Source organism: Vreelandella lionensis (genome assembly GCF_044543515.1).
Taxonomy (GTDB): Bacteria; Pseudomonadota; Gammaproteobacteria; order Pseudomonadales; family Halomonadaceae; genus Vreelandella; species Vreelandella lionensis.
The window spans coordinates 43,998-56,898 of record NZ_JBITWC010000015.1 but is presented as its reverse complement, the minus strand read 5'-3'; the positions used below and the strand labels follow the sequence as shown (position 1 = coordinate 56,898).

The 12,901-nt window shown below is 59.5% G+C and carries 12 protein-coding genes; 7 read left to right on the top strand and 5 right to left on the bottom strand.

Translation table 11 applies throughout. The annotated features are described in order from the left end of the window. Window positions 1-10: 10 nt before the first annotated feature. Genes dxs through ACIGG6_RS10865 form a run of 3 tightly spaced genes read right to left on the bottom strand, consistent with a single transcriptional unit; the run spans window position 11 to window position 3,093 of the window. Entirely contained in the window at window positions 11-1,927 is a 1,917-nt protein-coding gene (dxs, locus tag ACIGG6_RS10875; protein WP_399844448.1) for a 1-deoxy-D-xylulose-5-phosphate synthase, read from the bottom strand. A gap of 3 nt (window positions 1,928-1,930) precedes the next feature. Continuing rightward, complete coding sequence (gene ispA / locus ACIGG6_RS10870; RefSeq protein WP_399844447.1) at window positions 1,931-2,824, bottom strand: (2E,6E)-farnesyl diphosphate synthase; 894 nt, start codon at window positions 2,822-2,824, stop codon at window positions 1,931-1,933. Beyond that, a complete protein-coding gene (locus tag ACIGG6_RS10865; RefSeq protein WP_399844445.1) occupies window positions 2,818-3,093 on the bottom strand; it encodes an exodeoxyribonuclease VII small subunit in 276 nt (91 codons plus the stop codon). The genes ispA and ACIGG6_RS10865 overlap by 7 nt, the downstream gene beginning before the upstream one ends. 277 nt (window positions 3,094-3,370) lie before the next feature. Here ACIGG6_RS10865 and serA point away from each other — a divergent pair, with 277 nt between their 5' ends. After that, window positions 3,371-4,615 (top strand): phosphoglycerate dehydrogenase, encoded by a 1,245-nt coding sequence (serA, locus tag ACIGG6_RS10860; protein WP_253503211.1) that lies wholly within the window; start codon window positions 3,371-3,373, stop codon window positions 4,613-4,615. Window positions 4,616-4,696: 81 nt separating this feature from the next. On the opposite strand, the gene ACIGG6_RS10855 is transcribed toward serA, so the two are convergent. Further along, a complete protein-coding gene (locus ACIGG6_RS10855) occupies window positions 4,697-5,386 on the bottom strand; it encodes a pirin family protein (protein ID WP_399844444.1) in 690 nt (229 codons plus the stop codon). A 224-nt stretch (window positions 5,387-5,610) separates the two neighbouring features. Between ACIGG6_RS10855 and trhO the strand changes: the two genes are divergently transcribed. The 5 genes from trhO to ybiO all read left to right on the top strand — a co-directional run bounded on the left by trhO (window position 5,611) and on the right by ybiO (window position 11,412). Further along, window positions 5,611-6,567, top strand: a complete 957-nt coding sequence (gene trhO, locus ACIGG6_RS10850; protein ID WP_399844442.1) for an oxygen-dependent tRNA uridine(34) hydroxylase TrhO — start codon at window positions 5,611-5,613, stop codon at window positions 6,565-6,567. A 106-nt stretch (window positions 6,568-6,673) separates the two neighbouring features. Further along, entirely contained in the window at window positions 6,674-7,474 is an 801-nt protein-coding gene (locus ACIGG6_RS10845; RefSeq protein WP_399844440.1) for an enoyl-CoA hydratase, read from the top strand. A 102-nt stretch (window positions 7,475-7,576) separates the two neighbouring features. After that, entirely contained in the window at window positions 7,577-8,401 is an 825-nt protein-coding gene (locus tag ACIGG6_RS10840; protein ID WP_058579788.1) for an IclR family transcriptional regulator domain-containing protein, read from the top strand. Window positions 8,402-8,420: 19 nt separating this feature from the next. Then, on the top strand, window positions 8,421-8,852 hold the full coding sequence (locus tag ACIGG6_RS10835) for a YqaA family protein (protein WP_058579789.1): 432 nt from the start codon (window positions 8,421-8,423) through the stop codon (window positions 8,850-8,852). Between the two features lie 196 nt (window positions 8,853-9,048). Beyond that, window positions 9,049-11,412: a mechanosensitive channel protein gene (gene ybiO / locus ACIGG6_RS10830; RefSeq protein ID WP_253503220.1), complete on the top strand. Its 2,364-nt coding sequence runs from the start codon at window positions 9,049-9,051 to the stop codon at window positions 11,410-11,412. 55 nt (window positions 11,413-11,467) lie between these two features. Here ybiO and ACIGG6_RS10825 read toward each other — a convergent pair whose 3' ends face one another. Next, window positions 11,468-12,226, bottom strand: a complete 759-nt coding sequence (locus ACIGG6_RS10825; protein ID WP_399844437.1) for an SDR family oxidoreductase — start codon at window positions 12,224-12,226, stop codon at window positions 11,468-11,470. Window positions 12,227-12,457: 231 nt separating this feature from the next. On the opposite strand from ACIGG6_RS10825, the gene folK reads away from it, so the two are divergent. Then, entirely contained in the window at window positions 12,458-12,898 is a 441-nt protein-coding gene (gene folK, locus ACIGG6_RS10820; RefSeq protein WP_273423638.1) for a 2-amino-4-hydroxy-6-hydroxymethyldihydropteridine diphosphokinase, read from the top strand. The last annotated feature ends 3 nt before the right edge of the window (window positions 12,899-12,901 follow it).

Sequence of the window (12,901 nt, the reverse complement as noted above, 5' to 3'; positions counted from 1 at the left end):
CACGCGGAGGTTACGGCAGTCGGGCGCGAATAGCGCGCTCGATCCCTTCAGCGTCCAGGCCGCAGTCGCGCAATAGCTCGGCGGGGGTGCCGTGTTCCACAAAGGCGTCCGGCAGGCCTAAGTTCAGCACTTCCACCTGAACGCCTTCCGCGTTGAGCAGCTCGTTCACCGCGCTACCCGCGCCGCCCGCAATGACGTTCTCTTCCAGGGTGACCAGCAGCTCATGCTCGTCCGCTGCGTGGAGCACAGCATCGCGGTCCAGTGGTTTCACCGAACGCATGTTGATGTGGGTGGCGTTGAGCTTCTCAGCCACTTCGGCGGCGGCGCTATTGACGCTACCAAACGCCAGCAGGGCAATGCGCACACCGTCGCTGGTGCTCTCGCGGCGCACCTGGGCTTCGCCAATGGTCAGCGGCTCCAGGTGCTCAGGAATGGCGACGCCGGGGCCGGTGCCACGGGGGTAGCGCACGGCAGCCGGGCCAGAATGGTGGTAGGCAGCGCTGAGCATGGCGCGGCATTCGGCTTCATCCGATGGAGCGAGAATCACCATGCCCGGCACACAGCGCAGGAACGAAAGATCCATGCTGCCGTGGTGGGTGGGACCGTCTTCGCCCACTAGGCCTGCCCGGTCGATGGCGAAGGTGACATCTAACTCCTGTACCGCCACGTCGTGAATCAACTGGTCGTAGCCGCGCTGCAAGAAGGTGGAGTAGATCGCCACCACTGGCTTCATGCCTTCACAGGCCATACCGGCGGCCAGGGTGACCGCGTGCTGCTCGGCAATGGCGACGTCGAAGTAGCGCTCGGGATAGGTTTGCGAGAAGCGAATCAGATCCGAGCCTTCGCCCATGGCGGGGGTAATGCCCATTAGCCGTGGGTCGGCGGCGGCCATATCGCATAGCCAGTCGCCAAACACGTTGCAATACTTCTTTTTTGGGACACTGGCAGGTTTCTTCACCAGCGGTGCGCTTACCGTGACGCTGGTTTTTTCCAGCTTAGTAATCGCGTGGTAGCCAATCTGGTCGGCTTCGGCGGGCAGGAAGCCTTTCCCTTTGACCGTTTTGATATGCAGGAACTGCGGGCCTTTCTGGTCGCGCAGGTTACGCAGCGTTTGAGTCAGCGCCTCTAAGTCGTGGCCGTCGATGGGACCAACGTAGTGAAAGCCCATCTCCTCAAACAGCGTGGCGGGGCTGACCATGCCCTTCATGTGCTCTTCGGTACGCTTGGCAAGCTCCAGGGCGCCGGGCAGGTGGGAGAGCACCTTTTTGCCCTCTTCACGCATTTTTAGGTAGGGCTGGCTGGAGAGCACCCGTGCTAAATACGTAGCAATACCGCCGACGTTTTCGGAGATCGACATCTCGTTGTCGTTCAGCACTACCAGCATATTGGCGTTGACGTGGCCCGCGTGGGCCAGCGCTTCAAACGCCATCCCTGCGGTGAGCGCGCCGTCGCCAATAATGGCGCAGACCTTGCGCGGGTCGTTTTGTGCTTGCGCAGCCAGGGCCATGCCTAGCGCCGCAGAGATGGAAGTGCTGGAGTGGCCAACGCCAAAGGTGTCGTATTCGGACTCTGCCCGGCGGGGAAACGCCGCCAAGCCGCCGTGCTGGCGAATGCTGAGCATGGCATCGCGCCGCCCGGTGAGGATTTTATGCGGGTAGGCTTGATGACCCACGTCCCACACCAAGCGGTCTTTCGGCGTGTGAAAGGCGTGGTGCAGCGCGACACTGAGCTCAACAACGCCCAGGCCTGCGCCAAAGTGGCCGCCCGTCACGCCAACGCTGTAGAGCAGGTAGGCGCGCAGCTCATCCGCTAGCTGGGCGAGCTGTTTAGCATTCATGGCCCGCAGCGCGGCGGGATGATCAAAAGAGTCGAGCAGTGGCGTCGCCGGGCGCTCGCGGGGTATCTCGTCGAACAGCTTCATAGGCATGTGTTAGTGGTCGCGCTCGATCATATAGTGGGCAAGATCGGCCAGGGGTGCGGCCTGCTCGCCTAACGGGGCGAGGGCGGCAATGGCCTCGTCAATAAGCGTGTTCGCTTTGCACTGCGCCTCCGCCAGCCCCAGTAAGCTTGGGTAAGTAGGCTTGGCACGGGCGGCGTCAGCACCGGAAATTTTGCCCAGCGTGGCGGTGTCACCCGTCACATCCAGGATGTCGTCATGAATCTGGAAGGCTAGACCAATGGCGCGGGCGTAGCGAATTAGCGCTGCCAGACGCGGGTCGTCCTCTTCCACCGCGACCAGGCCGCCCAAACGCACGGCCGCCACGATCAGCGCGCCGGTTTTATGGGCGTGCATGTGTGCCATTGCCTCGGCATCTGGATGTCCGCCCACGGCGGCTAAATCCAGCGCCTGGCCAGCCACCATACCGTCGCGGCCAGAGGCGACCGCCAGCGTGGTGACTAGCTGGCCCAAGCGAGGGTAAGGGTGACTGGCCAGCACTTCGAACGCTAGCGCCTGCAGGGCGTCGCCCGCCAAGATGGCGGTGGCCTCGTCAAAGGCTTTATGCACCGTAGGCTGGCCGCGCCGCAGGTCGTCGTCGTCCATGGCGGGCAGGTCATCGTGAATCAGCGAGTAGGCGTGAATCAGCTCGATGGCCGCCGCCGGAGCATCCAGGTCGTCGTCACTCGCCCCGAGTGCTTGACCCGCTAAATAGACCAGCAGCGGGCGCAAACGTTTTCCGCCGACCAAAAGCCCGTGGCGCATGGCCGCTTCTAAACGCTCATCTACCGCTGGGCGTGCATCGAACAGCGCGGCTAGCGTGGCATCTACTCGGGTGCTGCTGGCATGGCGCAGCGTGGCTAGTCGGGAGGCGTGGGCGCTCACCATGGCGGCGTCTCCTCGCTGTCATTGCCAGCATCCGGGGCACCTGCGAACGGGGCGACTTCCAGTTTGCCGTCGGGGTCTTCGCTCAGTGCCCGTACTTTTAGCTCAGCCCTATCGAGACGCTGCTGGGCATCGCGGGTCAGTCGAACGCCCTGTTCAAAAGCGGTCAGCGCATCTTCCAATGAGAGTTCGCCGGACTCCAGGCGTTCCACAATGGTTTCTAGCTGGGCAACCGTTGCGGCAAAATCTTGTGGGGGTGTGGTGTCGCTCATTGGGCAATGCCTACCGTTTTCCGGGCGCCCTGGTATCAGCAAGGGCGACGAGTGTGGCTGCGGATGCTGTTAAATAAACGCACAGTATACACCGAGGCGAGGGGGTGGCGTCTGCCCTCCCTATGGGTTGATTGTTCGTCTTGCACTCAGTTCATCTTGAAAGCGCACACTTTTCATCACGCCAAGCCACCGAGAGCGCAAGTGGCTGTGCTACCATACGGGCCTCCCGTGAACCGATACACGGCGCATGCCGCCGACCATAGAGGTTGATTCAGCCATGGCCAAAACGTCCCTGGAAAAGAGCAAGATCAAGATCCTGCTACTCGAGGGCGTCCACCAAAGCGCGGTGGACAATTTTCACAACGCAGGTTACGAGAACATCGAACATCTGCCGACTTCGCTAGATGAAGAGTCGCTGATCGAGAAGATTCGCGATGTTCACTTTATCGGCATCCGTTCCCGTACTCAGCTAACTGAGCGCGTGTTTGAGGCGGCCGAGAAGTTAGTAAGCGTTGGCTGTTTCTGTATCGGTACCAACCAAGTTGACCTGGATGCGGCGCTCAAGCGCGGTATCGCGGTATTTAATGCGCCTTACTCCAACACCCGCTCGGTGGCGGAGCTGGTACTGGCAGAAGCCATTATGCTGCTGCGCGGTATTCCCGAAAAGAACGCCCGTGCGCACCAGGGCGGCTGGCTGAAGTCGGCGAAAAACTCCCACGAAGCGCGTGGTAAAACCCTCGGTATCGTGGGCTACGGCAGCATCGGCGCGCAGCTCTCTGTCTTGGCGGAATCACTCGGCTTCAACGTGATTTACTACGATGTGATCACCAAGCTGGGCATGGGGAACGCCAACCAGGTCAGCAGCCTGGAGGAGTTGTTGGGCCGCGCGGATGTGGTCAGCCTGCACGTACCGGATATGGCCTCTACCCGCTGGATGATTGGCGCGAAAGAGATCGCCGCCATGAAGGATGGCGCTATCCTGATCAACGCCGCCCGTGGCAGCGTGGTGGAAATCGAGCCGCTAGCGGATGCCATTAAAGCGGGCAAGCTGAACGGCGCTGCTATTGATGTCTTCCCGGTCGAGCCGAAAGGCAACGATGAAGAGTTCCAAAGCCCGCTGCGCGGCCTGGATAACGTGATTCTGACGCCGCATATCGGTGGTTCTACCCTGGAAGCCCAGGAGAACATCGGTATCGAGGTATCCGAGAAGCTAATCACTTATTCAGACAACGGCACCACGGTCACGTCGGTCAACTTCCCCGAAGTGGCGCTTCCCGCGCACCCGGACAAGCACCGTTTGCTGCATATTCACGACAACGTGCCCGGCGTGCTTTCTCAGATCAACCGCGTGCTGTCTGAAAACGGCATCAACATTTCGGGCCAGTATCTGCAGACCAACGATAAGGTCGGCTACGTGGTGATCGATGTCGACAAAGCCTACGGCCCGCAGGCGCTGGAAGCGCTGAAGCAAGTAGAGCACACGCTGAAGATTCGCGTGCTCTACTCGGCGCAGAATAGCTAAGCAAATAGCTAGCCAGCGCTTGTTACCAAAACGGCCCCAACGGGGCCGTTTTGCGTTATATCACTTGCTAGTTAGGTGCTGTTAGGCCAAATCAAACAGCAGCACTTCGCTGGCGTCGTGGCTAGTCAGCTCAACGTGCTCGTCCGGCGTAAAAGCGGCGGCATCGCCAGTGGCGAGCGCCTCACCGTTGACCTCGACAGCCCCCTTCACCACATGCAGCCATGCATAGCGAGAAGGCGGAGCCGTCACCTGATCACCTGCACCCAGCAGGCTGGCGTAAAGATTGACATCCTGATTCACGCTCACCGAGCCATCGCGGCCATCTGGGGAGAGCACCAAGCGCCACTGGCCCTGCCGCTCGGCAGTGGGGAAGTGCTTCTGCTCGTAGCTGGGCTGAATGCCACGCTGGGCGGTTTCGATCCAGATTTGCAGAAAGTGCAGCCCGTTCTCTTGGGAGTGGTTGAACTCGCTGTGCAGTACGCCCGTGCCTGCGGACATGCGCTGCACATCGCCTGGGCGCATCACTTCGCCATTGCCCATGTTGTCCTTGTGCTCCATCTCTCCATCGAGCACGTAGGAGATGATCTCCATATCCCGGTGGGGGTGGGCGCCAAAGCCGTGGCCGGGGGCCACGCGGTCTTCGTTGATCACCCGCAGCGCGCGGAAGCCCATATGGTTGGGATCCATGTAATTGGCGAACGAAAACGTGTGGTAAGAGCGCAGCCAGCCGTGGTCCGCGTAGCCCCGCTCGTTGGAACGACGAATCTTCATGAAAGGCACCTCATCACTGAGTTAAGTTGCCGCCTACTATACGACCGAGTGCGCTCAACGTGGGGTGAAGCTTTCTCAATGATGTCGTCGAAATAATCGACGATTGGCGCCCCTTTGATCTGCGTCAAACGCGCCGAGATGCACCGAGGGCGCGCTTTTTGCTATCATGCGCGCCTTTATTGACCCGGTCCGCCCTTTGCGAGGGCGACTACCAGGAGCACTCCATGACCCCGACCCCAACACCGCCCATCGTGGTGGCGGCGCTGTACAAATTTGTCACCCTGAACGATTTCGAAGCGCTGCGCGAGCCGCTGCGCCAAACCATGCTGGATAACGGCGTGAAAGGCACGCTGCTGCTGGCCAAAGAGGGCATCAACGGCACCGTGGCCGGTAGCCGCGAAGGTATCGACGCGCTGCTGGCTTGGCTCACCGCCGACCCGCGTTTGGCCGATATCGACCACAAAGAGTCATTTTGCGACGAGCCGCCGTTCTACCGCACCAAGGTCAAACTGAAAAAAGAGATCGTCACGCTGGGCGTGCCGGGCATCGACCCCAACGACACCGTGGGCACCTACGTAGAGCCAGAGAATTGGAACGACGTGATCTCCGACCCCGAAGTGCTGGTGATCGATACTCGCAATGACTACGAAGTGGCGATTGGCAGCTTTGAAGGCGCGGTGGACCCGAAAACCACCACCTTCCGGGAGTTTCCAGAGTACGTGCGCGAGCACTACAACCCGGAGCAGCATAAAAAAGTCGCCATGTTCTGTACCGGCGGCATCCGCTGCGAGAAAGCCTCCAGCTTTATGCTGAAAGAGGGCTTTGAAGAGGTGTACCACCTAAAGGGTGGCGTGCTGAACTACCTGGAAAAAGTGCCAGAAGAGAAGTCGCTGTGGCGCGGCGAGTGCTTCGTGTTTGATAACCGGGTCACCGTGCGCCACGACCTTACCGAAGGCGAGCACGAGCAGTGCCACGCCTGCCGAATGCCGATCTCCCAGGAAGATATGCAGTCGTCGGCTTATGAACCAGGTATCAGCTGCCCCCACTGCATCGACTCACTGCCTGAGAAAACCCGCGCCGCCGCCCGCGAGCGTCAGCGCCAGATTGAGCTGGCCAAAGCCCGTGGTGAGCCTCATCCGCTGGGCTATAACCATCGCCAAGGCACTCGCGAGAAAGCGTAATCATCAGTGGCCTTCTGTTTTGCAGGAGGCCACTTTGGTCTTAGCTTGCGCTCAATGTGCCAAGCAAGCGCTAGACTGGGTAGCAACGTCTGCTCAGGAGCCTGCCATGTCGTCCCCTCATGCGTCCCCTTCCCACGACTGCCTGCTGCGCACCGCGCAGGGGGGCGTCGTGACGCTTACTCTCAATCAGCCCGAGCGCTTCAATGCGCTGTCGGAAACGATGTTGGAAGCGCTGCAAGCTGCGTTGGATAACATTATCCAAGATGAGCACGTGCGCTGCGTGGTTTTGGCAGCCAACGGTAAAGCCTTCTGCGCAGGCCACGACTTAAAGCAGATGCGCGCGAACCCGGATAAAGCCTACTACCAAGCGCTGTTCGCGCGCTGCGGCAAGGTGATGCAAAGCCTCGTCCATTTTCCCGTGCCGGTGATTGCCAAGGTGCAGGGCATTGCCACCGCTGCGGGCTGCCAGCTCGTCGCTAGCTGCGATTTGGCCGTGGCCGCCAGCAGCGCCCGCTTTGCGGTCTCTGGTATTAACGTGGGCCTGTTTTGCTCGACCCCGGCCGTGGCGCTTTCGCGCAACGTGCCCCGAAAGCGGGCCATGGAGATGCTGTTGACCGGCGAGTTTATCAGCGCAGACACCGCCGCCGAGTGGGGGCTGATCAATCGTGTCGCCGCAGAAGGCGAGCTTGATGCCGAGGTTGAAGCGCTCACCGCGAGCCTCTGCGCGAAAAGCGCGGTGGCCGTGCGTACCGGCAAAGCCATGTTTGCCCGTCAGTTGGCGATGCCACTGGATGAGGCCTACGTCTTTGCTGGCGACACCATGGCGTGCAACATGCTGGCCGACGACGTGGCCGAAGGGATCGATGCGTTTATCGAGAAACGCCCGCCCCAGTGGCAACACCGCTAGCCATCCAATGGTGGAATTTGTTTCCGTAAACGCGACAGCGCCCGCGCAGCGCGTTATCCTGCTGGCTTTTTACGTCATTCAGCGCCTTCAGGAGAGTCTCAGGTGAGTGAAGCCAAGCGCAGGTCAGTCGGACGTCCGGCAGGAGCCACCAAAGCCAGCGGTGGGCATAGCCAATCGTTAGTACGCGGCCTCACGCTACTCGAGTATTTGTCCGCCAGCCCCCTGGGCCTTGCGCTTTCAGAGCTGGCGGAGATGGCCGACCTTGCCCCTTCCACCACCCACCGCCTGCTTCAGGCGCTGCAAAGCCAGGGCTTTGTCACCCAAGAGAGCGAACAGGGCCTGTGGCGCATCGACGTCAAAACCTTCCGCATTGGTAACAGTTTCCTTGAAGCTCGCGACGTGGTGGCCAAAAGCCGCCCGTTTTTGCGCCGCTTAACCGCAGAAACCGGCGAAACGGCGAACCTGGGTATCCGCGATGGCGCCACGGCGGTCTTCCTGGCGCAAAACGAATCCCCGCAGATGATGCGCATGATCACGCGGCTGGGGTCTCGTGCGCCGCTTCACGCCTCCGGCGTGGGCAAGGCGCTGCTGGCGTGGATGAGCGAGGAGGAGCGCAGCGCGCTGTTAGAAGGCGGCTACGAGCTGGCCCGTGTCACTGAAAATACCCTCTATCAAACGGATTCACTGCAGGCGGAAATGGCCGCCATTCGCGCCCAAGGCTTTGCCTGCGACCGAGAAGAGCATGCCATTGGCCTGCACTGCGTGGCGGCCTGCATTTTCGACGAGCACGCCACGCCGTTGGCGGCTATTTCCGTCTCGGGCCCCATGGCGCGTATTCCCGAAGAGCGCCTGCTGGTACTGGGGGCGCTGGTGCGTCAAATAGCCGACGAAATTACCCAGCAGCTCGGTGGCCAGTTGCCCCGTTAAACGTTAGAGGGCGCGTATCGTGTTCAGCCTGTTTTGGGTGGCGCTAGCCAGCGCCACCCTGCTGCCTGGTGGCTCGGAAGTGTGGCTGGCGCGGCTATGGTGTGTTGGTGAGCCTGCGCTGGTGCTGTGGGTTGTGGCGACGGCTGGCAACACGCTGGGCAGTTTGATCAACGTGGCTCTTGGTCGCTACGCTCGCCAATTTCAACATCGCCGCTGGTTTCCTGCATCTCCCCAAGGACTTGCCCGTGCCGAGCGCTGGTATCACCGCTTTGGCGAGGCGAGCCTATTACTCTCCTGGTTACCTGTGATTGGCGACCCGCTCACCGTGCTGGCTGGGGTGATGCGCCTTGCCTGGTGGCGGGCGCTACTGTGGATTGTGCTGGCAAAAGGTGCCCGCTATGGGCTGCTGATTGCGCTGGCCCATCAATGGTTGGCGCCTTACTGCCAATAAGTGGCGGCTGTTTTCATTGGTGCGCAAAAAACGGGTGCGTTAACGTCTCTTTCATTGAGGCATGTTACGCTAGCCAACGTTATACAAAGCTTGCACTCTTAGCGGATGCACTATTCTGTGTTTAACTTTAATACGTTAGATCTTAGCGTTAGCGAGTCGCAGGATTGCAAATATTCACCCAAAGGGAGGTTATGGTGTGTCGTCACTACGTTTACTACCCTGGCTAAGCGTCTGGATGCTGACGCTGTTCGCCATGCTGGCAGGGCCAGCCATGGCGCAAACCACGCTGGGCGCTGAGAGTGAAGCGCCTGCCACGGAAGAGCAGCCCTCTTATACGGCACTGGCGGATCTGCTGGAAGATGAGCAGGCCCGCCAGGAGCTGATTGAGCTGTTGCGCAATCAGGCCTCAGAACTGCCAGCTGGCGTTGCTGCCGAGCTCTCGCCGGAAGCGGCCGCAGCAGGTGGCAATGTGGCCCCGGAAGATGTCTCGTTGCCCCGACAGTTGGCTGAGCTTACCAGCCGTGTCGTCGGTGATGTGGGCGGCCAGATTGAGCAGGCAGCGGCGATTGTCGGCAACATGTTCACTGGCCAGGGCACAGGCAGCAGCTTTGATATGGCAGCGTTTATCAGTGCTGCCATTAATCTTGGCATCGTGATTGTGGCCACCTTTGCGCTCTTTATGGTGTTCCGCCGCTTGGCGAAGTCGCTGTTTACCAAGATTAGCAGCTGGTCGCAGCAGGGCAGTGGCTTAACGCCGGTGCTGCGTTTAGTGCTCTGCGTGGCGATTGCCGCGGTGCTGGACGTGCTGCTGGTGGCGCTGGCATACGTAGGCGGTAACCTGATTGCGACCTTTGCGGTGGGAGAGACCGGTGAGCTATCCACCCGCGCATCGCTGTTTTTAAATGCTTTCCTGATCATTGAGCTATTGAAAGCTGGCGTGCGGATGCTATTCTCTTCGCGCTATGAAGGCCTGCGCCTGCTGCCGATCTCGGCCCAAGAAGCCTCCTACTGGAACCGCTGGCTGGCACGCCTAATTGGTATGGTGGGCTATGGCCTGATGGTGGTGGTGCCATTGGTCAACTTCTATATCGCGGCCTCTCTGGGGCAAGCGGTCGGCACGCTGATTATGCTGCTGGCGTTTATTTATGCGGTGGGCGTGGTGCTCAAAAACCGTGTGCGGCTGCGCGATAACCTGAATCAGATGGGCACGCGCTCTACGCTGACCGCCAGCCGTGTATCGCTGCAGCTGTTTGCCCGCACGTGGCACCTGTTCGCGCTGATCTATTTCTTAATGGTGTTTGTGCTGACGCTTACCCGTCCGGGTGATGCGCTGCCCTTTGTCCTCTTTGCGACGTTGAAGACGCTCGGCGCCGTGGTCGTGGGCCTGCTGCTGTCTGCGTTCCTGACACAGACCATTGGTCGTCGTATTCAACTCTCCGATGACCTGCGCCGTAAGCTGCCGCTGCTGGAAGTCCGGTTGAACAGCTACGTGCCCAACGCGCTTCGCGTGCTGCGCACGGTGATCGTCGTTGCGGTGATCATGGTGGTGCTGGATGCTTGGGGCGCCTTTGACCTGGCCGCCTGGTACGCCTCCGAGCGCGGTGCCAATCTGGTGGGTAACCTGATCAGCGTAGCAGTGATCCTGATTGTGTCGCTGGGCATATGGCTGGGCTTGGCAAGCCTGATCGAGCACAAGCTCAACCCGGAAACCGGTCACGGCGAACCCTCTGCCCGTGCCAAAACGCTGCTGAGCCTGTTCCGTAATGCGCTGGCCATTGCCATGGTGACCATCACCGGCATGATCGTGCTCTCGGAAATCGGCATCAATATTGGGCCGCTAATTGCTGGTGCCGGTGTGCTGGGTCTGGCGATTGGTTTTGGTGCCCAGAAGCTGGTGCAGGATGTGATTACCGGGGTATTCATTCAGGTGGAAAACGCGATGAATACCGGCGATGTGGTGACCGTAGGGGGTATTACCGGTACCGCAGAGCGCTTGAGTATTCGCTCGGTGGGTATCCGCGACCTCTCCGGTACTTATCACATTGTGCCGTTCTCCAGTGTGGATACCGTCTCTAACTACATGCGCGAGTACGGTAACCATGTAGGCGAGTATGGCATTGGCTACAACGAGAGCATCGATGATGCCATCGAGCAGCTGCAGCTCGCCTTTGAAGATCTCAAGGCCAGTGAAGAGCATGGCAAACAGCTGCTGGCAGATCTGACCGTGGCAGGGGTTACCGCCCTGGCCGACAGCTCGGTGAACATTCGTGTGGTCATTAAAACCACGCCGGGCGACCAGTGGGCTGTAGGCCGTGCCTACAACCGCCTAGTGAAACTGCGCTTTGACGCGGCGGGTATCGAGATTCCGTTCCCGCATACCACGCTCTACTTTGGCGAAACCAAAGGCGGCAAGACACCGCCTGCCAACGTGCGCATTCTGGAAGCGAAAGCCGAACGGAAGCGTACCGACACGGCACCGCTTGCAGAGCGTAGCGAAGCCTCGCTTGAGCATGAACCGGATCACCATAAGCCGGACCATGATGATGTGGATGAAACCTAAGCGTACGCTTAGGTAAGCCAATGAGGCCGCCTTCGGGCGGCCTCATTGCGTTGGGTCAGTCGCGCCGCTCGCCAGGGTAGTTTTCGGAGTGGCGACCCTCTAGGTTGATCGATTCGCCGCCGTCTACAAATAGCACTTGCCCGGCCACAAAGGCATTATCCAGCAAATAGTGCAATGCTTGTACAAGGTGTGCTGGGTTGCCCTGGTGATTGACCGGAATGCCTTCGATGCGCCACTGGATATAGTCGCTGGTACGCTGGGAGGCGGGCAGCACTACCCCGGGGGCGATACCGTTAATCCGTAGGCGCGGAGCAAACTCCAGCGCTGCCATACGGGTCATCTCAGCTAGGCTTTTCTTGGAGAGCAGGTACGCCGCATACGGATATTGGTGATAGGCCACTTTGTTGTCGATGATGTTGATCACCTGACCGTGCTCTACCGCCTCGGCAAAATGGCGTGTGAGTAGCAGCGGGGTGAACATATTGACTCGGAACTGAGTCTCCAGCATGGCCATATCGGTACGGGCGATCGGCGCTGGTTCATAAGCTGAGGCGCTATTGAGCAGCACGTTCAACCCAGGAAAACGCGTTTTAGCTTGGGTGATTAATTCTTCTAGCGAATCCTCTAAAAAGTTGCAGGGCAGAATCTCGCACTCACGATCCTTGCCGCGAATTGCGTCTGCCACTTCCTCTGCTTCCCCCCGGGAGCTATTCACGTGTAGCGCGATATCAAAGCCCTTATCGGCTAGCGCTTCAGCAAAATAGCGGCCCAGGCGCGTGGCGCCGCCGGTTACAAGTGCAGCAGGTGTATCCATTGCTTTATCCCTCGCAGCAGGTAGTGTTTGTTAACTAACGTTGTCATGGTAATCAAAAAGACTTTCTGCGTGAGCGCAGCGTTTGTCAATAACTTGTACAGAGCTTGAACAGAATGGTTAACCGTCTACTCTATTGGGGCGCCGATTGATTCCTATACGCTAAAACGGTGTGGGCTAGGTCATCGGCTCACCAGCCGTTAGTCATCCAGCCTCTTATATTGGGATATAGTTATGTCATTAAGGTCGTCACCCGTAACGTCAACTCCCTCGCCCGCGTCGGCTCAACACGAGTGCGTTATCTCGCTAGGAACCAATATTGAGCCAGAGCATCACTTTGCCAAAGCCCTTGAGATTTTGAGCAGTGAGTGCGAACTGCTGGCCCGCTCCGAAGCGGTGCGCACTGCCCCGGTAGGCTTTCAGCAGCAGCCAGACTTCTTAAATGCCGCCCTGGTGGTGCGCACTACGCTTGAGCTGGGCGACTTTAAAGCCTACCTAAAAGAGGTTGAGCATCGCTTAGGCCGTGTTCGCGGGCCGATCAAATCTGGCCCCCGGACCATGGACTTAGACATTGTGGCCTGGGATGGCGAGGTGGTCGACGATGGCTACTTTCATCACGACTATGTTCGGGGGCCGGTGGACGAAGTGCTAGCCGTACTGAAGAGACCGAACTGAAAA

What these genes read in the sequence shown, in the direction of transcription:
- folK (WP_273423638.1), top strand. Translation starts at nt 12,458, where the DNA reads ATGTCATTAAGGTCGTCACCCGTAACGTCAACTCCCTCGCCCGCGTCG.
- ACIGG6_RS10845 (WP_399844440.1), top strand. Translation starts at nt 6,674, where the DNA reads ATGTCGTCCCCTCATGCGTCCCCTTCCCACGACTGCCTGCTGCGCACC.
- ispA (WP_399844447.1), bottom strand. Translation starts at nt 2,824, where the DNA reads ATGGTGAGCGCCCACGCCTCCCGACTAGCCACGCTGCGCCATGCCAGC.
- serA (WP_253503211.1), top strand. Translation starts at nt 3,371, where the DNA reads ATGGCCAAAACGTCCCTGGAAAAGAGCAAGATCAAGATCCTGCTACTC.
- trhO (WP_399844442.1), top strand. Translation starts at nt 5,611, where the DNA reads ATGACCCCGACCCCAACACCGCCCATCGTGGTGGCGGCGCTGTACAAA.
- ACIGG6_RS10855 (WP_399844444.1), bottom strand. Translation starts at nt 5,386, where the DNA reads ATGAAGATTCGTCGTTCCAACGAGCGGGGCTACGCGGACCACGGCTGG.
- ACIGG6_RS10865 (WP_399844445.1), bottom strand. Translation starts at nt 3,093, where the DNA reads ATGAGCGACACCACACCCCCACAAGATTTTGCCGCAACGGTTGCCCAG.
- ACIGG6_RS10825 (WP_399844437.1), bottom strand. Translation starts at nt 12,226, where the DNA reads ATGGATACACCTGCTGCACTTGTAACCGGCGGCGCCACGCGCCTGGGC.
- dxs (WP_399844448.1), bottom strand. Translation starts at nt 1,927, where the DNA reads ATGCCTATGAAGCTGTTCGACGAGATACCCCGCGAGCGCCCGGCGACG.